Here is a 24,844-nt window from a genome sequence, read left to right as displayed (position 1 = left end):
GTTATGGGTCATGGCGAACGGGTCTCCTTTGCCGAGCGGGGATGGTTATAAGTCAAACCACCAGCAATTCCCCCAATCCTAGCTAATCCTTTCAATGCCAGACCCACACCGGGATCCTCCTCTATTTCACGGCTAATTATCAACGGTAACATGGAGATTTGCCTATGCCTACATTATCTGCGCCAAAAACTGGCGCATTTCATTTTAGATTATTACGCGATATCGCTCAGGACGACTGGTTCACGCTGTGCCGTCTGGTCACCCGATCTCATCGACAGCTCCGTTTAAAGCCCGAAAGCACCGGTATTGAGCCCCCACCTGTTATCTGCAACGGTGCCGGTCTCACGCCACGGCGCTACGACGACAGTCTAATAGGACTCGGCGTTATCGTCTTTAACGGGGAACATCACCATCAACTCAGCGGCGATACCTTTATTCTGAACCAACATCAACATCCCTATGACCGGGGATATTGTCATACCCATGGTCACCCCTACCGATTTATGGTCATGGCCGTATTACTGCTGGCCCATCACACTTGCCCAAATGTCTGGAAAATCACGTCTGATGTCAGTGGTACGGAATGGCAACATGTCGCCGACTGGTTACAGGCAGAACTGGCAATAGTCATCGCGCTTCCCAATGAAATATCTACAGGAGAGAAAAAATGAATCTGGTTGCCCGCTTACTGTCACTGAAGTCACTGGAGAATGTTGATTTGATTCACACCGTCCGGGTCACTGAATCGGCGTTTAACGATTTAACAACGTTGGGTAGTGAAGGTATTTTCTACCCGGCAACGGAGAGTTCAGCGAATGCGGAGTATGTGATACTGGACCTGGAGTTTATCCGTGATCACCAGCTCGATTTTGATAAACCCGCGTTTACTGAATGGTGCCGAACGCATCTGTCGCTAAGCATGGCAGCGTTGCAGCCCTTATCGTATTTGTTTGTGATCGGGACAGATGAGCGTTAATATCGGGATTAGAATGATGTTTACCTTTGGTCATTCGATTAAGCGTTCTGTAGTGGTAATTAATGTGTATAGTAATGTGTATATGATAAATTCGATAAACAGATAAAACTAATATTCCAAAAGGCTTACAGCCCCATAGTCCTTATCTTGCTCAGGGAACCAGCTGGTCACCACACGATTGTTAACCGGGAAAGCAGGTGCTTCAAACAGGCCAGTAATCGCACGTAGCCCAATCAATGAGGCTAATCCGCTGGCAAAACCCTGTAGTAGCGTTGCCACTGACCAGCCAAAAATGGCAATGAAGTAGGTCAGTTTGGAACCGACCCGGTCAAGAAACCATCCGCCCGGAATTTGGCAGGCAGTATAAGTCCATGCAAAAGCAGAGAAGATATAGCCCATTTCAGTTTTAGTAATACCAAACTCTTCCTGAATTTTCACCGATGCAACGGCTAAGTTGGCTCTATCCACATAGCAAATTACCACCGTCACAAAAATCATAAGCAGCGTAATATAGCGACGTTTCGTCGGCTTAACCGGCGAAGGATTATTAATTGTATTCATCATTGTAGAGTACCTTATTAAACAGCTTTTTGTTTTCTACAAATAGCGCCAGATCGAGGTCTGATAAGGCTTGCGGCCTTTAACCCTCTTTATCTGTCATATTTATTGAAATAGGTTATGGCTTGAATCAGGCGTAAAGAGGCCCCGACGGGTATTTACGCCTTTTCTATTTCTATTATTTTATTTAATGAATATGGGTAATTATTTACTCGGTAAAAATGGTTTCTATTTTACCATTCGGCTACCGCGCCATCAGGATAACGCCACACCGGATTTCGCCAATCGGGTGCATTTTTACTTCGTTCAATGACTAACTCTTCATTCACTTCTACACCCAGTCCCGGCTTGCTTGGCGGATAGAAATGACCATCGTCCATGGCAAAATCCTCTTTATTCAGTACGTAGTCTAATAACTCTGCGCCCTGATTGTAGTGAATTCCCATGCTTTGCTCCTGCAATACGGCATTGCGGGCAACAAAATCGATATGTAAGCAAGAAGCGAGTGCAATAGGCCCCAGCGGGCAGTGAGGAGCAAATGACACATCATAAGCTTCAGCCATCGCGGCAATCTTATAGCACTCGGTGATACCGCCAGCATGAGATAAGTCGGGCTGAACAATAGCCAATCCACCGTCGGCCAGCACGCGCTTAAAGTCAAAACGGGAGAACATACGTTCACCGGCAGCAATTGGAATATGGGTTTGTGCCGCTAAACGCGGATAATATTCAGCCTGTTCAGCCAGCACCGGCTCTTCAATAAACAGCGGGCGATAAGGCTCCAACTCTTTAATTAAAACTTTAGCCATCGGCGCATTTACCCGGCCATGGAAGTCCAGACCAAACTCAATAGCGTTGCCAAAGGCTTCGCGGATTTCAGCAACCACCGCGACCGCAGCGTCAACTTTGCGAGCGCTATCAATCAGCCCCATCTCTTCACAGCCGTTAAGCTTAAAGGTATCAAAACCAATCTGTTGCAATTTTTTAATTCCGGCAATAACGTCTGAAGGCCGATCGCCCCCTACCCAGCTATAGGCCTTAATTTTATCGCGCACTAATCCGCCAAGCAGTTGATATACCGGTACGCCTAAGGCTTTACCTTTGATATCCCATAGAGCCTGATCGATGCCTGAGATTGCACTCATCAGAATCGGGCCGCCGCGATAGAAACCACCGCGATAAAGGGTTTGCCAGATATCGTTGATGCGCGCAGGATCCTGTCCGATAACGTATTCAGACAGCTCGTGTACCGCAGCTTCAACGCTGCGAGCGCGCCCCTCAATCACCGGTTCACCCCAACCGGTAATGCCCTCATCCGTTTCAATCTTCAGAAACATCCAACGAGGAGCTAAACGATAAGTGGTTAGCTTAGTCACTTTCATTGTTTTACTTCCTTATAGGCTTTAATAAAAAATTCAGCCTGCTGACGAGTACGTTCAGGTGACTGACCCGCCTTATACAGATCGCCCCCCAATCCGGCACCAATACAACCAGCAGACATATAGAGATGAAGATTCTCCGGCGTCACCCCGCCAACCGCAAATACCGGCACATCCGCAGGCAATACGGCTTTAAGCGCTTTAACGTACTCAGGGCCAAAGGCGCTGGAAGGGAATATTTTAAGCGCCTGAGCTCCGGCGTCTAACGCAGTAAAAGCTTCGGTTGCTGTCGCACAGCCGGCACAAACAGTCATACCTAACTCAACTGAACGTCGGATAACCGCCGGATTGGTATTTGGCGTAACAATCATTTTGCAACCCATTGCTGCCAGTCGCTCAACGTTAGCGACGTTCAGAACGGTTCCTGCACCAATCAATGCCCGGGAACCAAACTTATCAACCATTCCCTTGATGCTGACTTCCCATTCAGGTGAGTTCAACGGAATTTCAATGGCATCAAAGCCCGACGCAATCAGTATAGAAACATGCTCATCCACTTCTTGCTGTGTAATACCACGTAAGATAGCAATCAGCGGAACGTTAGTTTTCCAGCTCATTAACCAGACTCCTTATGCCAGATTTAAATGCAATATCTCCGTCGATAGTACGATGAGGAATATCGGCGAATGCCATTGCCTGTAGGTAACGTGCAACCAGTTTCTGGCTGCCTATCAGCGTAATTCCGCGCTGTTTAACATCCGCATACTGATGTTGCATTTGAGCAACTTCGTGACCAATCAATAATCCCGACAGCCACTCCTGAACGACTGAACGGTCAAGCTGCCCCAAAACATGTGCCGCTCTAGTCTCAAACAGCCGGCGAATAATATTGGCTTCGTTAAAACCAACTTCCATGCCTTGCTTAAATGCATCCGCACACTCGCGCTGTTCACCGATACCGGCACCAACCAGCGAATGGTTAATCAGCAGATGGTGAAGCTCACCGGTCATTACCGTGCGAAAGTCGGCAATGTTATCTCCGTCCATCTGAACCCATTTGCTATGGGTACCCGGCATAACGTAATAGTCTGAAGGCTGGCAGGCATGTGCACCAATCAGCTGAGTCTCCTCACCACGCATCACGTTGCAGTTATCCGCCTGATTAATCGCAATACCCGGCACAATCCAACCGCGCATCGGCGCAAGCTGTTCAACGGGCATCAGGTGCTGAGAAATTTGGCTCAAGTTCACCGGACACATCTGATAAGGCGTAGAAACCCAACCGGCATTACTGCCAATCATTCCGGCCATGACCACGGGAATCCCGTCAGGGTATTGAGCCAGCCAGTTATCAAATACCTGATGAAAAATGGCCGCAGCGGGCTGCCCGTTAAAGCGGGTAACACCAAGCTCCGATCGCAGGCTGTCTACACAGTGTTCTCCATCAAATAGCCAAGCGCGCAGGTTAGTGGACCCCCAGTCAACGCCGATAAACTGTTCAATCATATGGACTCCTTTAAACGCTGGGTTGAGCTGGCAATCATACTCAGTGCCGCTTTCTCAGCTGCTTCAATATCCTGATGGCGGATTGCATCATAGAGATCTTTATGTTCTCTGAGCGTGCGAGGCATATTGTCATCGTCCGGCATATAGGTCCGTTCAAATACCGCATGTTGCAAAGAGCTAAATGCAACGCCAAGTTGCTGTAATATAAGATTATGTGTGGCGACTAAAATTGCCTGATGGTAGCGGATATCTGCCTGATTGAAGGCATCACGATCCTGACTGTTAGTCACCATATCGTTATAAGCATCTTCAATAGCTACCAGTTCGGTTGAGGTAGCCCGCTCAGCAGCCAGCCGGGCAATCGTGGGCTCAACCAGGTTTCGTACCTCATTCATTGAAGCAATTAACCGCGGGTCATAGTCATGTTCCAGTATCCACTGCAGTACATCGCTGTCGAGGTAACTCCACTCATTGCGGGATGTGACAAATGCCCCCCGATACCTTTGCACCTTAACCAAGCGCTTCGCCGTTAACGCCCGTAAAACCTCGCGGATAATATTGCGAGAAGTACCAAATTCATCGCAGAGATCGGTTTCTGCCGGCAGTGATGCGCCGGGAATGTACTTCCCCTGCACAATCTGTTTACCCAGTTCAATGATAATGCGGTCAGTTTTACTTATTTCAGATTGAGGCATCGATAGCTCCGAAAGTTATAGTGTCATTTTTCATTTCGCTACGGCTTACCCGCCGGATAACCTGAGAGCTTATCGACCTTAAGGACGACTGTCTGGTACCCACCGCAAAATTTTCACCATCGTTCTCAACAACGAGTTCATTGTAATTCAATAAATATAAATTGTACTACGATCTGGATCGCAAAACGTACAATTAGCTATTCACCACGAATATCATTTAAAAAGCATCGTCCAGATCTCGACATCAAACGGCCATCAGGCTACAACTAGATAAATTCGCATAAGGAGAGACTATGAATTCCCTTTATCAGCTCGTCACTGAAGCCCATGCTGCGATACGCCCGCAGGTTCGGGTAACGCCTCTGGACTATAGCCCGCTGTTGACGCTTATGACCGAGTGTGAAATCTACCTCAAATGCGAGCACCTGCAGCACACTGGCTCTTTCAAATTTCGCGGTGCGGTCAATAAAATACGGCTATTAAATCAGGATGCCCGGCAGAACGGCGTGATCACGGCATCGACCGGTAATCACGGTCAGGCACTGGCTTTGGCCGCGAGAAGTGCAGGAATTCCGGTGACGGTTTTTGCACCGGTCAGCGCAGCACAGGTTAAGCTGGATGCGATACGGGCCTATGGCGCACAGATAGAACTGGTTGACGGAGATGCTTTGTCTGCTGAACTGGAAGCCGCCAAGCAGGCGACTTTACAAGGCAAACCTTTTATCTCTCCTTACAATGACAAATATATTATTGCCGGTCAGGGAACCGCCGGAATCGAAATGGTGGAACAACAGCCCGATCTGGATGCCGTATTTGTTTCCGTCGGCGGCGGCGGACTGATTTCCGGTATCGGTGCTGCATTCAAGCATTTATCACCCAAAACGCAGATTATTGGCTGCTGGCCAGCCAATGCCACCAGTATGTATGCCAGCCTGAAAGCCGGTAAGATAATTGAAATAGACGAGCAGGAAACATTGTCTGACGGCACAGCCGGTGGCATTGAGCCCGGTTCTATTACCTTCCCGCTAAGCCAACAGGTCATTGATCGCTATGAGTTGGTGAGTGAACAGGAAATTCGTCAGGCTATGCGCTTAATTGCCCGTACAGACCGCTGGATGATCGAAGGTGCCGCCGGAGTCGCATTAGCAGCGGCGCTAAAAATTGCACCGGAGTTCAAAGGAAAGAAGATCGGCGTTGTCCTGTGTGGCAAAAATATCGTGCTGGAAAAGTTCATTAATGCGATCAACGATGATGAGTAAGTCTCGCCAAACAAGATAGCAATACATATACCATGGCTTGTTATGCTTCATCGTAACAAGCCAGACAAAACCACTCCTTTTATCAAGAATTCATATTAGATACATCATTAGGTGCAGTTGGATATTTAAAACAACACTCATCGCCATACAAACAAGCAAAACGTTAATACATCAAAATAAAAAATAACCCTCACTCCTTATAATAACGTATGAAATAATTTATAAGTGGTGTAACTATTTATTTCAGCTCGACGTTAATCGATATACCACATCATAAAAAGCCAAGCATTTCATTAAGTTCAAAAAAAGTAATCAGTCAATAATGACACACATTAACCAATTAATAATAGGAAAGCTCTATTAAAAACAACAAAAATAATCGCAGCAAACTATTTAAAATATAAAATAAAATGGATAATTACTTTGTAGATATGTAAAAACCTATATTTAAATCGCTAAAAAACAAATATCTATTGCTAAAACCCCTACTGTCACAGCACTAATACGCAAAGGTTAAGTTGATTGTTATTTCTAATGATGACAGACTAACCCGGTAAGGGATTGAAATAAAAACCAATAAAAACAACACATACGATTAACCAGGAGAAAATAAAAACAATATGATAATCTATAAACAGCCAAATTATTAGATAGTAAGCCTTAACTTAGGGTAATTAATAGCCATGCTTTAGAACATAACATATACGTGACGAAAATTATTTTACAATTTAAAAATAACACGTATTTAAAAAAATTATTAATAATATAAAAACCCAATTATAATCGTAGGGGTTTTTAGATTAATCATTTTTACTGGGCAGTTTTCAAGAATGAATCTGATATTTATAACTTTCATTATTTTGCCCATGAATTGATAGGAAGAATATGTATCGGGCCGATAATGATGGTAGCCCCATAAATAGTACGACTTTAGTACCGCGAACAATGAGCTCGCAAAGCCAGCCTTCATTGTATGTCTAAAGCCCATGGCATCAGTCAGCGTGCCGGGTTGCCCTTATGACGCACAACGAAAATGACACTAACTCATTATTATAGAAAGCAAAGAAAATGAACGTACCTAGAGTGTGTAAATTATGCAACAGCGAGAATACCGTTAGAAAACATGGACGAGGTCGCTCCGGATACCCACGTTTCTACTGTTCTAATTGTAAAAAAACGTTTCAACTTAATTATGTCTACAATGCGTATAAGCAGGAAAAACCCTCAGAAACGGATAAAGATAAAGATAAAGATAAAGACTGATATCAACAACGCTGGGCCAGCCCGGCTGGTATGAAATAGTGATGCAATCAGCAAATCATCCTGTTCAATTCGCATAGCGGCTATATTGTAAATTAGCCGCTCTGGATGCCGAACCGGATGTGCCTTATCGCCGCCATCTCCCTGCCCGGTTAGCAGATAAATACTCTCAGCCGTTCCTGCCCCGCGTCAACAATGGCTCGCACATTACAACAAAGTCATCACTATCAGAGCCATTTAAGGCCCTGATATTTTGGATTATTAATACAATTTTTGTGGAGGCCCGGCAAAGGTTAGCGTTCCGATACGCTTCATATTCACTTCAACAACTGACGGTCCTTGGTAGCTAATTGCCTCTGCCAAAATACGCTCAAAATCATCTGCACTATCGATTAACCATGACTTCAGCCCCATCGCTTCAGCAACCAGAGTAAATGATGGCGTATGCAGCTCATTATAATACTGACGGCCTTCAAAATATTTATCCTGAATACCGCGCATTACACCATAGCCACCGTCATTCATGACCAACAGGGTCAGATTGAGCTTTTCCTGGGCCATGGTAGCCAACTCGCCGATACCGAGAGCCAGACCGCCATCGCCGACAAGCCCGACAACTTTACGCTGTGGGTTAGCCACCGCAGTACCGATCGACATCGCTAAACCCAGACCAATGGCTCCGGCCAGAGAATGAATATTTTCCAGTGGCGCATGTGCGCGAAACAAGCGACTCCCCCAAACGCTACCGGACACGGTAATATCCCGAACAAACAGCCCGTTAGCAGGCAAGGCCTTTTCCAGCGCATCGTTGAGGGCCGCATACGGGCCCGACTGCTTACGTAACCCGGCATCGGCCTGTTTAATCGCATCAGCTATATCGGCATCCCATTGGGCATCTGCCTTAGGCGCCTTAGAAAGCCGATCAGCCAGCGCCTGTAAAATATCCTGACAGTCACCGATCGCCACCTCATCGGCGACATAGTTACGGCTAATGGCCGAGGGATCGATATCAATCTGAATCATCGGGCGAGGTAGCTTTAAAGACCAGGTGCGGGTTTCATTACTGCGTAAACGCGAGCCGGCAACCAGCATCAGATCGCTTTGTTCAAGAATAGCCTCAATCGACGGTGAATTATGGAATGCCCGCAGGTTGCGCGGGTGGCTGTCCGGTAAAATACCTCGCCCGTGCGTACTTGAGATCACCGCAACACCGGCATCTGCCAGTTGGCGTACTGCCTTGCTACAGCCTAAAGCCCCACCGCCGATCCATAGGGTCGGGCGTTTAGCCTCAGACAACCGGCGATAAAGCCGTTCAATCAGCTTATCGGACGCGACCGGGTATACCGCAGGTTCAACGGTGTCACTCAAAACAGCAAGGGGAACCAGCGTATTTTGAATATCAATCGGAATCTCTATCGCTACCGGCCCGCATGGTACGGTTTGAGCTTCCTGAATGGCGCGATGTAATACCGAAATCGCCTGCTCCGGGGAGTTTACTCGATAGGCCCGCTTGGAGCAGGCCCGCAAAAATCCTAGCTGGTCTTTAGTTTCGTGAATAAACCCGCTATCCGCATCCAGATAGGCTTTCTCTACCTGGCCGGTTATGTGCACCAGCGGAGAACCGGCATTCAGAGCCTCAATCATTGATCCGACCGCATTACCGGCACCGGCACCCGTGCTGGTTAACGCAACCCCTAAACCAGAAAAACGGCTGTGAGCATCCGCCATCGTCACGGCGCCGGCTTCTCCACGCGCCGGAACAAAATGAATTTTATTGCGTCGTCCGATGGCATCAGCAATCGGCAAGTTGTGAATTGAAATAATGCCATAAATGGCCGATACCTTGTATTGTTCCAGAGTGCGGGCAATTGCCTCGCCAACCGTTATTTTATCGCTCATGGTCTGCCTTAATTATCTGAATAGGGTTATCTACAGTGATGATCCGGTTCAATGCCCGATTAATCACTCCAGAGGTTTGGGTTAGAGTTAAGTGCAAGATAGAGGCTCTTTTGCTGCATATAAGCTTTGATACCGTTGAGCCCTTTCTCACGCCCCAATCCACTCTCTTTAAAGCCACCAAACGGCGTCGAGATAGAGAAAACTTTATAAGTATTAATCCAGACCGTTCCGGTCTCTAAGCGCGATGCCAGTGCCATTGAGCGGCAAAAATTACGGCTCCAGATCCCGGCCGCTAAGCCATAAACTGAATCATTGGCCTGTGCGACTAAATCTTCTTCATTATCAAAAGGCAGCACCACTAATACGGGTCCGAAAATTTCTTCCTGACACGCGCAGGCCTGATTGGATAACCCCTCAATGATGGTTGGCAGAAAGTAGCTGCCGTCGGCCAACGCCGGATCGGATGGCGCGGTTCCTCCTATCACGATTCGCCCGCCTTCAGACTTCGCCAAATCAACATACTTCTGCACTGACTCCCGATGTTTAGCATTAATCAACGGCCCCATATGGATACCCGGCGTTGTCGGCAGGCCAATACGTAATCCGTTAGTAAGCTCCACAATACGCGCCAGTAACGGCTGATATATCGAAGAGTGAATAAACAACCGAGCGCCGGCAATACAGGCTTGCCCAGCTGAACTGAAAATACCGTAAGTGATACCGCGAGCCGCCTGCTCAAGATCGGCATCGTCCAGCACGATGGTCGGTGACTTGCCACCCAATTCCAGCGATGCCGAAATTAGCTTATCGGCGGCAATATGGGCCAGATGCTTACCGGTCGTGGTACCACCGGTAAATGAAATTTTCCTGACGTAACGATGGCGGGCCAGAGCTTCACCAATCACAGAACCTTTACCCGGCAGCACGCTGAGTACCCCCGGAGGTAAACCCGCCTCTTCAAACAGTTCGGCCAGTTTCAGCGCGGTTAATGGCGTGGCTTCCGCTGGCTTTAGGATTACTGAGTTACCGGCCGCCAGTGCCGGAGCAATTTTTTGCATTTCGCTGGCAATCGGCGAGTTCCACGGCGTAATAGCGGCGATCACCCCCAGAGGCTCATAAGTGCTGATAGTCATTGCATCGGCATTGCGCTGGGTTGGCAGCTCACCTTCCAATACTTCACAGGCAGCGGCAAAATAGCGCGCCGTGGCAGCCGCGCTGGCGACCAGCCCTCTGGTTTCGGCCAGCGGTTTGCCGTTATCACGGGTTTGTAGCTGAGCCAGCTCTTCATGGCGCTGCAAGATGAGCTCGCTGACTTTATAAAGAATTGTCGCTCGCTGGTGGGGCATCAGGCCACGCCAGCTCGGTGCCCGCCATGCTTTTTCGGCCGCCTCAACCGCCAGTTCTACATCGTCCAGACTGGCGGCACGTAAACGGGCATTCACACTGCCATCGGCTGGGAAATAAGAGACTAACTCTTCTCCCCGACCTTCACGCCACTGACCGGCGAAATAGATTTTTAACATATCCATCAGCTGCTCCCGGCGTTTAAGCCACTAAACCACCGTCGACAAGTCGGCGGCAGACCTGTACCGCACTCAGGGCAGCCAGGGTTGATGTTTTAGGATTAGTCGGCAGAGGATTACCGTTAAGCTCGATATGAAACTCGCCGAAGGTTCCTGCTGCAAAAATGGTGTGGGTATTACGAGAAGTGTGGGGATCTACTCGTAATTTTACTTTGGTCAAATCCATACCAATACCCATCAAAGCAACGGTGGCCGCCACATTGGCATTGGCCGGAAATTGCTGAGCGGCATCACGCGCAGAGCCTTCAAAAAACACCACCGGCTCAGTGACATTATCTAAATCCACCAGCTTTTCAGCCGGGCTACCGCGCCAGCTGGCCGGGCTTTTATTGGAGGTATAAGTCACGCTGTCTAATCCGCCCTCCCGGGCCGATGCCAAACCATCCATCCCGGCAACGGCTCCTGACAGGACAATCAGCTCACCCTGATGTCGTTGTTCTGCCTGTACTAAACGCTGAAACAGAGGCTTATCGGCTAATGCTCCGGTGGAGATCAAAGCCAGCTTCCAGCCGCTATTCAGTATGAATTCACCAAACTCATGCACCGCTTTCTGACTGGCGCATTCCAGTACTAAATCGGGTCGCTCCTGACAGGCTGACGGATGTTCAATCGCCTGAACTCCATGGCCTAAAGCCTGCTGAATAGCCTGATGGTGATGTGGGCGTGCAACAACCCAACCAATGGAAACGCCATCAGGCAAACGAGATATCACTTCTCTGGCCATTGCGCCAAAACCGATCATCATAATCTTCTTCATTTTTATCATTCTCTCGATCTTGTTATTGTTGTGACTTCAAGTCGTTAGCATAAATTGGCTACAGGTGACGATTAAAACCGCCGGAAACATCCAGCGCGGCACCGGTAGTAAAAGAAGCCAACGGTGAAGCTAAAAACAGTAATGCCTGAGCCGGCTCCTGAGGTTTACCTAAGCGCTTCATCGGAATTCCTCGACGCACGGCAATTGCACCGGTCCACTGCTCCCAGCTTTGACTGGTATCACTGCGTTCTGCAAACCGGCGTCTCCACTGGCCAGACTCTACCATCCCTAATAAAATAGAATTTACCCGAATACCCTTATGAATCAATTCCTTTGATAACGTAAGCGTCATATTAAGTAACGCCGCCCGGGCTGCGGAGGTAGCAATCATATGTTCCTCCGGCTGTAACGCCAGCAGGGAGTTTACACAGGTGACTGAGGCGATATCTGACCGCTCAAGCATTGGCAAGAATGCTTCGAGCGGATTAATCACGCCAAACAGTTTCAGTTTGGTTTCATTCAGCCAGGCATCCGGAGGGGTCTCATCAAAACGGGAAACAAAGCCCTGACCGGCGTTATTAATTAACATATCTGTTGCACCAAAGCGCTGTTCAACCGCATGGGCGAAATCAGCAACCTGAAGGGGGTCAAGAACGTCACAGCGGTAGGCCAGCATCTGTTCTGCCGGAAAATCCTGCCTAAGAATAGTTTCAGCACCCGACAGTTTGTCGGCATTACGCCCACAAAACGCCACCTTTGCGCCTTCGGCCAACAGTAAGCGCAGCGTTTCAAAACCGATGCCGGATGAACCGCCGGTTACAACGGCTACCCGTCCTTCAATGTGTAAATTCATACCGCAGACACTCCTTTTGTTGATGTACTGTACTGAGCAACAAACTGGCTGAGCCGTTGGTTAAAGATCTCCGGCGCATCGATATAGCTGGCATGGCCCGCATTGGCTATTAGCTTGAACTCAGCACCGATGTGCTGAGCCAGCGCGATGGCACCTTCGGCCGGAGTAATGTTGTCACTATCACCACACCAGATCTCAACGGGCCCGGAGTAATGTTTTAAATACGCGTAAATATCATCATTGGCCAGCATCCATGCGGCCTGTAGAAAACCGTCGGGATGCAATCGACGCATATTTTGTTGTACCCGCTCAATGTCTTCCGGTCGGGCATCCGGCCTAAGCAACGCCGCACCGCGCTGAGCGGCATAGCCGTCAATGCCTAAGGTATTGACCATGGTTTGCCGCTGGTCAAAAACCTGCCGACGCTTTTCTGCAGGCGCAGTGGCATATCCCTGTGCCGGATTTGCCAAAACCAGGCCCGACAGCCGTTGTGGATAGCGAGCTGCAAAGGCACTGGCGATAATAGCCCCTAATGAATGACCAACCAGCACCGGGTTAGTTAGCTGCTCCTGTTCAATCCATTGCATCAACCTGTCGGCATAAAGCTCAGCCTTTGGTTCATTTGTGGCTAAACCATCGCTATTACCATATCCGGGTGCATCCCAAGCCAGTAAACGACAGCGTTTGGTCAGTTTGCCGCAGGTAAGCTGTTTTTCCCATGACAGCGCACCGGAACTGATGCCGTGAAGCAAAATAACGGGTTGCCCTGTTCCTGCGCTTCTCCAGCTCAGACGATGGCCGGATAACGCCGAATTTTGCTCTGCAAGGCCATTAGGTTGATTGGGTAATATCACGGCATTCATAACAGTTCCTTTATGCAATCAGTCAGGGGATTAGCCACGCTTCACTTTAGACAGCGGATGATCTGAAGGGTATGTCGGAATCGCCGGCTTTTGAGTTCCTAACATTACGCACATCAGTGCCTCTTCTTCGCCATGGTTTAATAACCCACGATAAATACCCGCAGGCACTGAAATCAGATCCCGCTCACGCAAAATAGTTTGATGTTCCTGATCCCCGTCACGAATAAACAGCGTGATGCAGCCTTTAAGCATAAAGAACACTTCTTCAACGTCAGAGTGCAGATGCAGAGGCCCTTCACACTTGGCCGGCAGCACCATAGTAGAGAAGGTGAAATTTTCTGCCGGAACGGTGTTCACATCGTTGGCAACGCCGGTGGCACCGGTACCGATATAACGCATTTGAGCCCGACGATATTTAGGATCGAAATCCGCCTGAAACTTCAGGGCATCCCAGTCATATTTACGCCCTTCAAAACGGGCAATCCGCGACTCCAGCCAATCTTCCATCGAAATACCTTCGGGTTTGACGGTATCGTTATGCGGTAAAACCTGAGCTTGTGACATGGTATTACTCCTTTCTAAGGTCTATTGGATCAATCAATAACGTTTCACCAGCGGCAGCAGAACCACGCAACCGGTAACAGCAACTATCACTAAAAACAGTAAACCAACATCCATGTTGCCTGATGCGGCGATCAGCATTCCCATTACCACCGGAGCCAATGCCCCGGCAAAATTCCCCAGACCATTAAAGATGCCACCGGCCGTCGCGCTGACTCGGGCGCTGGTCACTTTAGCCAACAGGGCAAATACATTAGGTGCCCCGATGCCCCACATAAAGGTACTGAAAGCCATGGCAGCAATAACCTGATAAGTGCCCTCAATATAAAGTACCAATACCAGGCCGGCGCTGGCGCCAAGCAAAGAGATAAAGCACGACATTGCCCGGCGGTCTAAACGATCCGAAACATAAGCACCGATACCTTCACCCAGCAGCATGGCGATAAACGGCAGCGAGGAAAGATAGCCAACCTGCTCCAGATGAATGCCTTTACCTTTAATCAGGTAGCTTGGCAGCCAGCCGTTAATTCCCCACAGATAAGTCAGGAAGGCGATGTTAAAAATACAAATCAGCCAAAACTGCCAGCTTTTATACAGCTCTTGCCGCTCTTGTTTGCGGCTCAAAACCGGATTCTCTGGCGTTGACTTGGCTAACTGTGCGGCTTTCAGTTTCGGCGTGACGTTGACGTGGCGTAAGCCATAAATCACGATAAAGATCACCGGAATAGTCAGCGCGGCCATGGCAAAGAAGGTCCAGCGCCAGCCGAAGTGATGCAGAATAAATAACGTCACCGGGAACCCAAGGGCGGCACCAATCGGCGTTCCCAGTAGCCATAACATCGTAGCCCGGGCCTGAAGGCGCTGAGGAAACGAGTGCCGGACAATGGCAAAAGCCAGTGAGAACAGCGGGCCCTCAGCAATGCCTAACATAATCCTTAGCATCATCATGGTGCGGTAAGAGTTAGCAAAGCCCATGCAGACCATCAACATACACCAGACGCACATCATCCATATCAGCAGCTTTTTTGGTTCAATATAGTCACCGATACTGCTTAAAAACATGGATGAAATACCATAAGAAAGCAGAAAGGCGGTCATCAACAATCCCAACAAAGTCGGGTCGAATGACAAACCTAATGCATTCTGAAACTCAGTATCTGAAAACAGTGCGGCAATGCTTATCTTGTCGAAGAAAGCCAATACAACACAGGCAAACAGCGCCAGAGGAATTGACCAACGGACCGGCATTTCATCGCCGGCCAAAACGGGCGGAACATAAGCCTGTGAGTGTGTAGTTTCAATCGGTTGAGTCGTCATAGTGATATCCCGTTCCGGAGCGTTACCCGAAGATAGACTGGGCCACGGCCCGCTATTTCAGTGCCATCAATGAAAAAGAGGGATCGGATAACTGCGCCGGGTCAAGTTCTCTTTTAGCCAGTAACCAGCGCTTGCCTAGCTTGATGGTACGGGCGTCGTTAAAGGCCACCATCTGTACCAGTTGGTTATTTGCGTTAAGGTAGAAATAGACTTTGGAAGAGCCGTCCTGACGGATAACACAGTGCGAGTCGTTGGCCGGAATACCCAAAATTTGGATATTTTCAGCATATTGATCTGACCACAGCCATGCCTGTTCTTCATAACCCTGTTGACCGATATCCAGCATGCTACGGGCCGTGGTAATTGCCTGATTTTGGGCATAGGCCCAGGATTGCAGGCAGATTCCCAATGAGGAATGTAAGGCAACATCGCCGGCCGCAAAGATAGCCGGATCGCTGGTTCTGCCCTGATCGTCGACAACAATGCCGCCGCCACGAACCTCTAAACCGGCCTGTTGGGCTAATTCAAGATTGAGAATCACGCCAATCCCGACAACGACCAGATCAAACGTTTGGCTTTCGGTCAGCTCACTTTTAAGCTCAGGCTGCCCGTTATTGTCAGTCAGGGTAATGTCACCACAGCCACAGATGACTTCAACGCCCTGATTTTGATGTAACTCAAGCAGAGCCTGCGAGACTTCGCTGCCAATACTGCGCAGACACAGAGCGCTTTGACGTTCAAAAACCGTCACCGCAATCCCCATCTTGCGGGCCGACGCAGCAATTTCCAGACCAATCCAACCACCACCGACTACCGCCAAGGTTTTCGACTGCGCTAACTGAGTTCTAAGCTGAAGGGCATCATTCCATGAACGCAGCGTTAAGACTTTCTTATGGCTTTGCCATAAGCCCTCAGGGCGGCGCGGGCGTCCGCCGGTAGCAATCAGCAACTGACGATAAGGCAGTTTTTCGCCATTGCTCATTATCACCTGTTGTTTATCACGCAAAATACCGTCGGCTCTTAACGGGCGGTGCCAGTCAATATTCAGCGCAGCCACGGCCTCTTCCGAGAACAGCCGGGTCAGACCCAATTGCCCCTCACTGTCGAGCAAAACAGCCTTAGACAGTGGTGGTCGCTCATAAAAATCATGAGGTTCATCGCCGATCACCGAGAGTTTGCCGGTATAACCGCTCTCCCGCAGGGTTTTAGCAGCCCATCCTCCAGCCTGTCCCCCGCCGATAATCACGATGCCAGCATCCTCTTGCTGTTCCTGATTAGGGATCTGGTTCATACCACCTCCGCCTTCTTAATCTGGCGCCGAGTGTCATAATCAATACCGCCTTCCACCGCCCATTCAGTAAAGGTAGTGACTGAGTGTTCCATTTCCCGCGGCTGCCAGTTTTCAGTCAGATAATCATCATTGGTGTAATACTCAAAAGCACCACCGGTCGGGCTATTGACGTACCAGAAGTACGCCGAAGAGATCGGATGACGACCCGGGCCAATAAAGGTGCTCCAGTGGTGGCGGTTCATCGCCAGACCGCCGCCGATCACCTCATGAATATCTCTGACAGTGAAGGCAACATGGTTGAGCCCCGGCTTACGGTTAGGAATTTTTAGTAAAAATAAATTGTGGTGAACTCCGCGCACCTGAGCCCGCAAGAATACGGCCCGATCGGTATAGCGGTCAGATACCTGAAAGCCCAATACCTCACAGTAAAAGCGCTCGGTCGCCTCCAACTCCTGTACGAAAAATACCACGTGACCGATATTGATCGGGCTGGCCTTGCTATAGACAGGGCTGGCTTCATCAACCCGGCGGACATCCCCCCACTGATTTATCGGCGATATTGGTAACACCACATGCTTTTGCTGTTGTTCAATAAATCTCAGGGTCATGCCGTTAGGATCCCGGCATTCAATTTCACCATCATCGATCAACCTGAATCCGGGAGTGCCCGACAGCTTTTGGTTTAGTTCTGCCAAATCGGTTTTAGACTTCACACCCCAGGTCATACGGCGTAAAGTTGAACCCGACTCAAACGCTGCCGGTAGCTCATCGCTATCATGGGGATGCAGCACAATGCTGGCACCGCTAAGGGTCTTAAAGGTACGGGGACCAGCAAGCCCGCCCTGACCGGCAGGGGTCAGGCCAAAGTCAGTCATAAACCTTTCGCAGGTCGACAGATCTTCTACGCCGAATTCCATCTTTTCTATGCCAATTACGCTCATATTTGCCTCACAATAATTTGAAAGTGTCTGATACCTGTACCAGCTGTCGTCAGGTATTAATGCGCGGGCAAAGCCCCTAACAGGTCAGAAATTTTTAGCGCCGCGTCGCGGACTACTTCCTGCAGACGCTGACGATCGCTTTTAGGAATTTCATGGGAAGGCACCATAATGCTGACCACCGCCTGTACCCGTTTTTCATGGTTGAATACCGGGTAAACAATGGAGGAGATGCCGTATCTGAAATAGGATTCACCGATCACGTAACCTCTGGCTTTATCCTGTTGAATCATTTCCCAAAGCTGCTCACGACTGCTTGGGGAGCCCGGTGAGTTATCGGGTAATTCATCATGCGGATAAAGCTGCTCAAATTCTTCACGGGTACTGCTGGTGAGTAACATCCGCCCCAGAGATGTGCGGTGAACCGGCAGGCGGGTTCCTACCGTGACATGGTTAATCTGCGAAGACGGGGAACTCACTCGAGCAATATAGATAACGTCCAGACCATCACGGATCGCTAAATGGCTATTGCACTGGCTGATATCCCGCAGCCTTTCAATAATCGGCTGGCCAATCTGAGCCACATCCAGCGAAGCGATATACTGAAAGCCCAGTAACAACACCTTGCTGCCAACTGAAAAGGTATTGGTTCGGGAATTTCGAATGATAAAACCCATATGTTCCAGCGTTTGCACCGCCCGATACGCCGTTGCTTTCGGCATTTTGGCTAAACGGTGCAATTCAGCAAAAGTCAGCTCTTTGTTTTGTTGACCTAACACCAGCAAAATTTCCAGCCCTTTCACCAGTCCGGGTACTAAATATTTAGCAACTTGTTGGTTAGACATTTACCCTCCCGGGCGGTTTACTGGTATATCGACCGTCATTAATTAAAGACAAAGCCACCGTTAACCGGTATCAACTGGCCGGTCACAAAGTTAGCCAGCGGCGACAGTAAGTACAGTACGCTGCCGGTTACATCATCAGGATGCTGAGCGCCCGGCAAAGCCCGACCTTGTTCATATAGCTGGTGACGCTCTGCCGGGACATATTCGGTGGCTTCTACCCGAGTTAGCCCGGGCGCAATGGCATTAACACAGATACCATCAGCGCCCAGCTCGCGAGCCATTGAACGGGTCATCGAGATAATCGCACCTTTGCTGGCAACGTAAGCCATCAAGCGCGGGGCCCCCCAGAGAGCAGTATCCGATGCGATATTGACGATCTTGCCGTGGTCACCGGACCTTAGCAGCGGCACCGCCGCCTGACTGACCAACCATGTACCACGGACGTTGACCGTCATAACCCGATCCCAGAGGTCAATGTCGTACTCCATCATGGTCTTGCCGCCTACCCCGGTTGCCAGCGCAGCGTTATTCACTAAACCGTCAATCCCACCGCCCTTGGCAATCTGTACAAAGGCATTTTTAATCGAGGAAGGTGATGACAGATCGATAACTCGGGCCTCAACGTCAGCGCCTTGCTGAATCAGTTCATCGGCGCTGGCCATCAATTCCTGTTCAAGCACATCGCACATCACTACCCGGGCGCCGGCCTGAACAACCGCAGCGGCAAAGCTTTTGCCCAAACCACGGGCGGCACCGGTCACCACCACTCGCTGGTCTTTTAGTAGCTGTAGCGGCTTCATACCGATGCCTCTGGTGAAACCGCTGGCTTGCTGAGGGTATCCAGGTGCTTCTTGGCCTGTTTTTGTAAAATACGGCGCAGGCGAGAAAGCCCGACATCATGCTGATAGAGATATTCCTGACCACGGGCATTTGGCGCCATGTTCTCCAGCACAATGCGATCTTGTTCCAGTACGTCCCAGTGGAGTTGTTCCAGGCGATTGCGGTACATAAAGCGCCAGATATCGCGCTGCCAGTCTTTAACCTGACGAATGCGCCAGAAGAATACCCGGCAGTGATCTTTATCTTCCGGTACAACCATACCGATAATCCAGAAGTGGCCGCCCGGTCCGAAACGTTTCTTATAAGGAATAGATAAACGCATCCAGAAGGCCCCCGTATCAGCAAATTCCACCCAGTCGAAGTTAACGCCTACCTGCTCGCTCTTCTTAAAGATAAAACCGTTGTCGGTAGGTTCGAGCACCATATCGGCCTTGCGGTCTCCTTCGGCCATGGAGTGTGAGGATGAATGCAGGTAAGTGCCGTGCATCGGGTCCATCACGTTTTCTAATGCATATTGATAGTTGCAGTCCCAACTGGCGGTACACAGAAAGTGGCTATAAGACTCGGAGTCAGCCAGCTCTTTGGGAAACTCCAGCGCAGGCGGGGCTTCATCAGCCACAGCAAAATAAAGAAAAATAGCGCCATAAGCTTCTTTCGCCGGATAATTTTTCAGGCACTTTTGTCCGACCAGCGGACAGCGCTCAACCGCGGGCACGTCTTTAACTTCACCATCGCCACCAATCTCTAAACCGTGGTACCAGCAGGCGATACGATCGCCTAAATTCCAGCCCATAGAGAGGCGGGCACCGCGATGCGGGCAACGATCTTCCAGCGCATTAATTCCGCCCTGAGTATCGCGCCATAACACAATTTGTTGTTCAAGGCGGGTAATTCCGACCGGATTACTATTCACTTCCCAGCTCGCCAATACCGGGTACCAGACACCGCGAACGCCCTGGTCTAAGTAGTTTTGTATCTGCTTGGCTGAGTCTTGAGTATTGTCAGTCATTATTTTGTCCTCGTTCCGATCAGAAGCCGTTTACTTTAAGGAAGTGGCAGAACGTTTTTTCCGTCCATGCATCACCGCTGCGATCAAACAGACGCTTGTCGTTAAGCTGAGTGACGATCTGCTCCAGCTCTTCAGTCCCCCGATCGAAAATCTCTTCCAGCGCCGCTATCAGCGCAACTTCAAAACTGTCCGGCACTCGAGAGCGGTTTTGCCAGATAACATTCTGATACTGCCCCGGTACGTGAATCTGCCCGTTGCCGCCTTCTTTGGTGGGAATAACCTGTTGGGTATCCGGCAACCAGGGGTTGAAGTCCTTAATCTGTTCCATCTTTATTCCTCCGGGAGAAAAGTGATTTGGATTTTATTTTCGAATACGCGAACCGGATATTTGTGGATATCCTGACCGGGTCCGCCTTCGCAGCGTCCGGTTTTGATATCGAATACGGCAGCGTGTAACGGGCATTCCACTAACCCGTCTTCCACAAATCCCTGACTCAATAAGGCATAGGCATGGGGACAAACATCTTCCAGAGCGTGATATTCGCCATCAATGAAATAAACACCGATTTCTTTGTCATTAACCTTTGCTGAGAAGGGGAAGTCTTCTTTAACCTGAGAGGGTTCACATACATCTATCCAGCTCATTGCTCAGTTCCTCTAATAGACTGTTTCATATATGAAACTATGTTTCTTATTTAATACCCAAACTATAGAAGTGGTGAATAATCCGTCAAGGCGTTATTTAACTGAATCGTAACAAGTTGGATATATTGATTACATTTGTGTAACAGATCACGAAATGAGGCGGTAAAAAAATGGGTGGAACAATCCACATAGGCTAGCGATAGATTTTCGAAGTCATGAGATGAGGTAGGAAAAAATAAGATAGGCAAACGATTGCTATCGTAAGAAATATCATTAAAATGCGCTCTTTGTGGCTTTAGAGGTTTTGTATCTTAATTATGGCTAGCAGCTCACACTCCGTATCCGGGGCAATCAGTACCCCAAAAATCAGCGATAAAAAATCCAGCAGTGAACTGATTTATCATCTTGAAGATCGTCCACCGTTGCCTCAAACGCTATTTGCTGCATTTCAGCATTTACTGGCGATGTTTGTTGCCGTAATTACCCCGGCCATGTTGATTTGTCAGGCTCTTGGCCTGCCGGCTAAAGATACTCAGCATATTATCAGCATGTCACTGTTTGCCTCTGGCCTCGCCTCTTTGCTACAAATCCGTACCTGGGGGCCGGTTGGCTCGGGCCTGTTGTCTATTCAAGGCACCAGCTTTAACTTTGTTGCCCCGCTGATTATGGGTGGCACTGCGTTGAAAAACGGCGGGGCTGATGTACCGACCATGATGGCGACCCTGTTCGGCACGCTGATGCTGGCATCCTGCACTGAAATTTTCCTATCAAGAGTATTACATTTGGCCCAGCGCATTATTACTCCGCTGGTATCAGGTATCGTGGTGATGATTATCGGCCTGTCGCTGATTCAAGTTGGGCTGATTTCTATCGGCGGCGGCTACAGTGCCATGTCTGAAACTAACAATACTTTTGGTTCGCCTCAGAATTTGCTGTTAGCCGGTGTTGTACTGGCGACCATCGTTTTACTTAACCGTCAACGCAACCCTTATCTGCGAGTTTCGTCACTGGTTATCGCGATGGCGATTGGCTATATACTGGCATGGTTTATGGATATGTTACCGGAGCGCGTCAACGTTGAGAGCCCGTTAATCATGGTTCCGACGCCGCTTTATTACGGATTAGGTATCGACTGGACGCTACTCATTCCACTGATGTTAGTATTTATGATCACCTCTTTGGAAACCATTGGCGATATCACCGCCACCTCTGACGTATCAGAACAACCGGTTACTGGTCCGGTTTATATGAAGCGCCTGAAAGGCGGGGTGTTAGCTAACGGTTTAAACTCGATGCTATCAGCGGTATTCAACACCTTCCCTAACTCCTGCTTCGGTCAGAACAATGGCGTGATACAGCTTACCGGCGTAGCCAGCCGCTATGTGGGCTATGTTGTGGCGATAATGCTGGTGATACTTGGCCTGTTCCCGTTTGTCAGTGACTTTGTACTGAGCATTCCAGAACCGGTTCTGGGCGGCGCAACGCTGGTGATGTTCGGTACTATTGCCGCATCAGGCGTGCGGATCGTGTCACGGGAAACGCTTAACCGTCGTGCAATTATGATTATGGCCCTGTCGCTGGCCGTTGGTTTGGGCGTATCTCAACAACCGCTTATTTTGCAGTTTGCTCCGGAATGGCTGAAAACGTTACTGTCCTCCGGTATTGCTGCCGGCGGTATTACGGCGATCGTGCTGAATTTGATCTTCCCGTACGAGAAATAACGTTTATTTTGGACGGCGTATTTCCTCTAAAGGGCCATTTATATGGCCCTTTAATTTTGTTTACTCAACAAAAAAACAGCATTGGAATATGTCTATTATCCTGTAGCCAAAGATCAAAGAAGATTGTGAAATCTGCCCCTCCTTTATCTGCCATTGCGCTAAAAATAGCGCGGCCCTTACACATATATTCTCACTATTTTCATTGTGATCGCGTTGTAAATACGGCATAAAGGGGCTTCATCTCAACATTTTATTCAGGTCTAGGCCATGAGATTCATCCGAAAATTATTATTCGTTGTTTTATGCCTGATACTTCTGGCGCTGGTGGCTGTCTATTTTATCGGACAAACATCTTACGCAGCCAAGTGGGCTAGTCAGTGGGTGAATGACAACACGCATTACCAACTCTCATTAGGCAATATCGATTACGATATTACTGACCCGTCTAAAGTGGTCCTAAATGGTGTCGAACTAAAACAAAAAGAACAATCCCCGATACTTATCGCTAAAAAAGTAACTCTGGGCCTCACGGCTAACCAATGGGAATCCCCATTCCACTTTTCCAGTCTGGTGTTGGAAGAAGGTGCTTTAGATTTATCATCTAAAAGTGCGACTGCGCTGAACTTGAGCAGCGATCGCCTGCAATTGCGTAATATGGCGCTGAATATTGAGAATGCCGATTTCAATATGCAGGGTGAGCGGGTCAATGCCGGGGTTATTCCTTGGTCATTAACCGGTCAGAACCTGCCGAATACCGATAGCCATTTTGAACTAAGTGCCGATAAATTAGTGGTTAACGGAATCGAGACAGAAAGAGCCTTAATTCAGGGCGATATTAAAGACCGCCAAATTTTATTTAATAACGTCGGCGCCGATCTGGGTAAAGGATTGCTAACCGCCAGCGGCCAGCGTAGCGCGGAAGGAAAATGGCTGATTGAAAGCCTGCGTCTGAGCGATGTGAAGTATCAAAGCACCCTAAGTTTAGGGACTTTGCTGGAGCAGATAACCCAACTTCCCGGCAATGCTGATATTGAAATTAAACGACTCGACTTGCTGAATACCAATATTCAGGGACAGGAGTGGGCATTAAGTGATTTTTCGCTGTCGCTGAAGGATGTGAATTTAATCAAAGGCAGTTGGCAGTCTTCTGCCGGCACCGCCGTGATGAGCGCATTTGATGTCGTGTATGGCGATCAGCACTGGACCAACCCGGTGCTGAATCTGGCACTAGAACAAGACTCCGTCAAAATTAAGCAATTCAGCAGCCGTTGGCAGGATGGTTTAGTTCGGGCCAGCGGAGAATGGCAGCGTAATACTAAGGTACTAACCCTGGATGATGTCGCGCTAACCTCACTGCTGTATACCCTGCCGGAAGGATGGTTGAATGAGTTGCAACAGCCGCAGCCCGAGTGGTTGCGGGAACTGCGTATCGCAAAGTTCAGCACTAATCGCAGTATATTTATTGATATTAATCCGGAATTTCCGTTCCAGTTTACCTCAGTCGATGCCAGCGGTACCGATTTAGTTATGATTAAAGATCGCCAGTTTGGTCTGTGGGAAGGTCAGCTAAATATTAATGCGTCGGAAGCTACGCTGAATAAAATCGATTTGCGCCACCCTTCATTAGTTTTAACCGCGACGCCGAACAGCATTAGCTTCACCGAGGGCAGTGCGTTTACTAAAGAAGGTCTGATCGAGGGTACAGCTACGCTGGGCCAACAGCCGGAACGACCATTGCAATTGACGCTAAGCGGTCGTTCAGTACCGGTAAATATAGTACAAAGTTGGGGCTGGCAGGCGATTCCGCTAACCGGTAACGGCAATATCAACCTTCAGCTCAATGGTCATCTTAAAGATAAAACTACCGGCAAACCCACGCTGAAAGGGACGCTAAAAATGGTCAATGCTGAGAGCCAGCAGTTAACTCAGTATTTAGCAGAGCCGGGCGACGTACCGCTGGATAATAATGTGATTCAGCAGAGTGACGTTTCGGTAAGCTCACCGGCAGAACAGCTAACAGAAACACCCGTAATGCCGTAAGGTGTGTCCTTAGGCTAAAAAGGATACCGGCTCATGGCCGGTATCCTTT

Annotated in this window: 24 protein-coding genes and 1 pseudogene; 6 read left to right on the top strand and 19 right to left on the bottom strand. The window is 49.0% G+C overall.

Annotated features, from left to right (window positions below; genetic code table 11):
* Nucleotides 1-164: 164 nt before the first annotated feature.
* Nucleotides 165-671: a hypothetical protein gene (locus YWE_RS27360; RefSeq protein ID WP_051323348.1), complete on the top strand. Its 507-nt coding sequence runs from the start codon at nucleotides 165-167 to the stop codon at nucleotides 669-671.
* Entirely contained in the window at nucleotides 668-976 is a 309-nt protein-coding gene (locus YWE_RS0114315; protein WP_029095165.1) for a hypothetical protein, read from the top strand. Before YWE_RS27360 ends, YWE_RS0114315 begins: the two co-directional genes overlap by 4 nt.
* Nucleotides 977-1,117: 141 nt before the next feature.
* On the opposite strand, the pseudogene YWE_RS0114310 reads toward YWE_RS0114315, so the two are convergent.
* From YWE_RS0114310 to YWE_RS0114290, 5 genes and pseudogenes are all read right to left on the bottom strand, one after another.
* Nucleotides 1,118-1,540 (bottom strand): annotated as a pseudogene (locus tag YWE_RS0114310) (MFS transporter); the annotation flags it as partial.
* Between the two features lie 227 nt (nucleotides 1,541-1,767).
* On the bottom strand, nucleotides 1,768-2,916 hold the full coding sequence (gene dgoD / locus YWE_RS0114305; RefSeq protein WP_029095163.1) for a galactonate dehydratase: 1,149 nt from the start codon (nucleotides 2,914-2,916) through the stop codon (nucleotides 1,768-1,770).
* Nucleotides 2,913-3,530, bottom strand: coding sequence for a 2-dehydro-3-deoxy-6-phosphogalactonate aldolase (locus YWE_RS0114300; protein ID WP_029095162.1), 618 nt, complete (start codon nucleotides 3,528-3,530; stop codon nucleotides 2,913-2,915). The genes dgoD and YWE_RS0114300 overlap by 4 nt, the downstream gene beginning before the upstream one ends.
* A complete protein-coding gene (locus tag YWE_RS0114295; RefSeq protein WP_029095161.1) occupies nucleotides 3,514-4,419 on the bottom strand; it encodes a 2-dehydro-3-deoxygalactonokinase in 906 nt (301 codons plus the stop codon). Before YWE_RS0114295 ends, YWE_RS0114300 begins: the two co-directional genes overlap by 17 nt.
* On the bottom strand, nucleotides 4,416-5,114 hold the full coding sequence (locus YWE_RS0114290; RefSeq protein WP_036016132.1) for a FadR/GntR family transcriptional regulator: 699 nt from the start codon (nucleotides 5,112-5,114) through the stop codon (nucleotides 4,416-4,418). Before YWE_RS0114290 ends, YWE_RS0114295 begins: the two co-directional genes overlap by 4 nt.
* Nucleotides 5,115-5,407: 293 nt before the next feature.
* On the opposite strand from YWE_RS0114290, the gene YWE_RS0114285 reads away from it, so the two are divergent.
* Complete coding sequence (locus YWE_RS0114285) at nucleotides 5,408-6,373, top strand: threonine/serine dehydratase (protein WP_029095159.1); 966 nt, start codon at nucleotides 5,408-5,410, stop codon at nucleotides 6,371-6,373.
* Between the two features lie 1,068 nt (nucleotides 6,374-7,441).
* Complete coding sequence (locus tag YWE_RS31945) at nucleotides 7,442-7,636, top strand: IS1/IS1595 family N-terminal zinc-binding domain-containing protein (protein ID WP_428829270.1); 195 nt, start codon at nucleotides 7,442-7,444, stop codon at nucleotides 7,634-7,636.
* Nucleotides 7,637-7,894: 258 nt separating this feature from the next.
* On the opposite strand, the gene YWE_RS0114280 is transcribed toward YWE_RS31945, so the two are convergent.
* The 14 genes from YWE_RS0114280 to YWE_RS0114215 form a co-directional block, all read right to left on the bottom strand.
* Nucleotides 7,895-9,532, bottom strand: a complete 1,638-nt coding sequence (locus tag YWE_RS0114280; RefSeq protein ID WP_029095158.1) for a thiamine pyrophosphate-binding protein — start codon at nucleotides 9,530-9,532, stop codon at nucleotides 7,895-7,897.
* Between the two features lie 59 nt (nucleotides 9,533-9,591).
* Complete coding sequence (locus YWE_RS0114275) at nucleotides 9,592-11,061, bottom strand: aldehyde dehydrogenase (protein WP_029095157.1); 1,470 nt, start codon at nucleotides 11,059-11,061, stop codon at nucleotides 9,592-9,594.
* 16 nt (nucleotides 11,062-11,077) lie between these two features.
* The gene (locus tag YWE_RS0114270) at nucleotides 11,078-11,872 is read right to left on the bottom strand and encodes an aspartate dehydrogenase (protein ID WP_029095156.1); all 795 of its coding nucleotides are present in this window, start codon (nucleotides 11,870-11,872) and stop codon (nucleotides 11,078-11,080) included.
* A gap of 58 nt (nucleotides 11,873-11,930) precedes the next feature.
* Complete coding sequence (locus YWE_RS0114265) at nucleotides 11,931-12,725, bottom strand: SDR family oxidoreductase (RefSeq protein WP_029095155.1); 795 nt, start codon at nucleotides 12,723-12,725, stop codon at nucleotides 11,931-11,933.
* Entirely contained in the window at nucleotides 12,722-13,588 is an 867-nt protein-coding gene (locus tag YWE_RS27355; RefSeq protein WP_084167096.1) for an alpha/beta fold hydrolase, read from the bottom strand. The genes YWE_RS0114265 and YWE_RS27355 overlap by 4 nt, the downstream gene beginning before the upstream one ends.
* Nucleotides 13,589-13,618: 30 nt before the next feature.
* Complete coding sequence (locus tag YWE_RS0114255; RefSeq protein WP_029095154.1) at nucleotides 13,619-14,152, bottom strand: cupin domain-containing protein; 534 nt, start codon at nucleotides 14,150-14,152, stop codon at nucleotides 13,619-13,621.
* Between the two features lie 33 nt (nucleotides 14,153-14,185).
* Entirely contained in the window at nucleotides 14,186-15,397 is a 1,212-nt protein-coding gene (locus tag YWE_RS0114250; protein ID WP_407641194.1) for an MFS transporter, read from the bottom strand.
* Between the two features lie 121 nt (nucleotides 15,398-15,518).
* On the bottom strand, nucleotides 15,519-16,757 hold the full coding sequence (locus YWE_RS0114245) for an NAD(P)/FAD-dependent oxidoreductase (protein ID WP_051323347.1): 1,239 nt from the start codon (nucleotides 16,755-16,757) through the stop codon (nucleotides 15,519-15,521).
* The gene (locus tag YWE_RS0114240) at nucleotides 16,754-17,698 is read right to left on the bottom strand and encodes a VOC family protein (RefSeq protein ID WP_029095151.1); all 945 of its coding nucleotides are present in this window, start codon (nucleotides 17,696-17,698) and stop codon (nucleotides 16,754-16,756) included. The genes YWE_RS0114245 and YWE_RS0114240 overlap by 4 nt, the downstream gene beginning before the upstream one ends.
* Nucleotides 17,699-17,754: 56 nt before the next feature.
* Nucleotides 17,755-18,540, bottom strand: coding sequence for an IclR family transcriptional regulator (locus tag YWE_RS0114235; RefSeq protein ID WP_029095150.1), 786 nt, complete (start codon nucleotides 18,538-18,540; stop codon nucleotides 17,755-17,757).
* A gap of 38 nt (nucleotides 18,541-18,578) precedes the next feature.
* Complete coding sequence (locus tag YWE_RS0114230) at nucleotides 18,579-19,340, bottom strand: SDR family oxidoreductase (RefSeq protein WP_029095149.1); 762 nt, start codon at nucleotides 19,338-19,340, stop codon at nucleotides 18,579-18,581.
* Nucleotides 19,337-20,389, bottom strand: coding sequence for an aromatic ring-hydroxylating oxygenase subunit alpha (locus tag YWE_RS0114225; protein WP_029095148.1), 1,053 nt, complete (start codon nucleotides 20,387-20,389; stop codon nucleotides 19,337-19,339). The genes YWE_RS0114230 and YWE_RS0114225 overlap by 4 nt, the downstream gene beginning before the upstream one ends.
* Before the next feature lie 19 nt (nucleotides 20,390-20,408).
* On the bottom strand, nucleotides 20,409-20,717 hold the full coding sequence (locus tag YWE_RS0114220) for a recombinase-like helix-turn-helix domain-containing protein (protein WP_029095147.1): 309 nt from the start codon (nucleotides 20,715-20,717) through the stop codon (nucleotides 20,409-20,411).
* Between the two features lie 2 nt (nucleotides 20,718-20,719).
* Nucleotides 20,720-21,034: a Rieske (2Fe-2S) protein gene (locus YWE_RS0114215; protein WP_029095146.1), complete on the bottom strand. Its 315-nt coding sequence runs from the start codon at nucleotides 21,032-21,034 to the stop codon at nucleotides 20,720-20,722.
* 317 nt (nucleotides 21,035-21,351) lie between these two features.
* Between YWE_RS0114215 and YWE_RS0114210 the strand changes: the two genes are divergently transcribed.
* Nucleotides 21,352-22,755, top strand: a complete 1,404-nt coding sequence (locus YWE_RS0114210; protein WP_029095145.1) for a uracil-xanthine permease family protein — start codon at nucleotides 21,352-21,354, stop codon at nucleotides 22,753-22,755.
* Between the two features lie 267 nt (nucleotides 22,756-23,022).
* Entirely contained in the window at nucleotides 23,023-24,795 is a 1,773-nt protein-coding gene (locus YWE_RS27350) for an AsmA family protein (RefSeq protein WP_051323346.1), read from the top strand.
* Nucleotides 24,796-24,844 lie beyond the last annotated feature (49 nt).

This window comes from Budvicia aquatica DSM 5075 = ATCC 35567 (genome assembly GCF_000427805.1).
GTDB classification, from domain to species: Bacteria; Pseudomonadota; Gammaproteobacteria; order Enterobacterales; family Enterobacteriaceae; genus Budvicia; species Budvicia aquatica.
The sequence above is the reverse complement of the archived record's forward strand: the minus strand, read 5'-3'. Positions and strand labels throughout refer to the sequence as shown.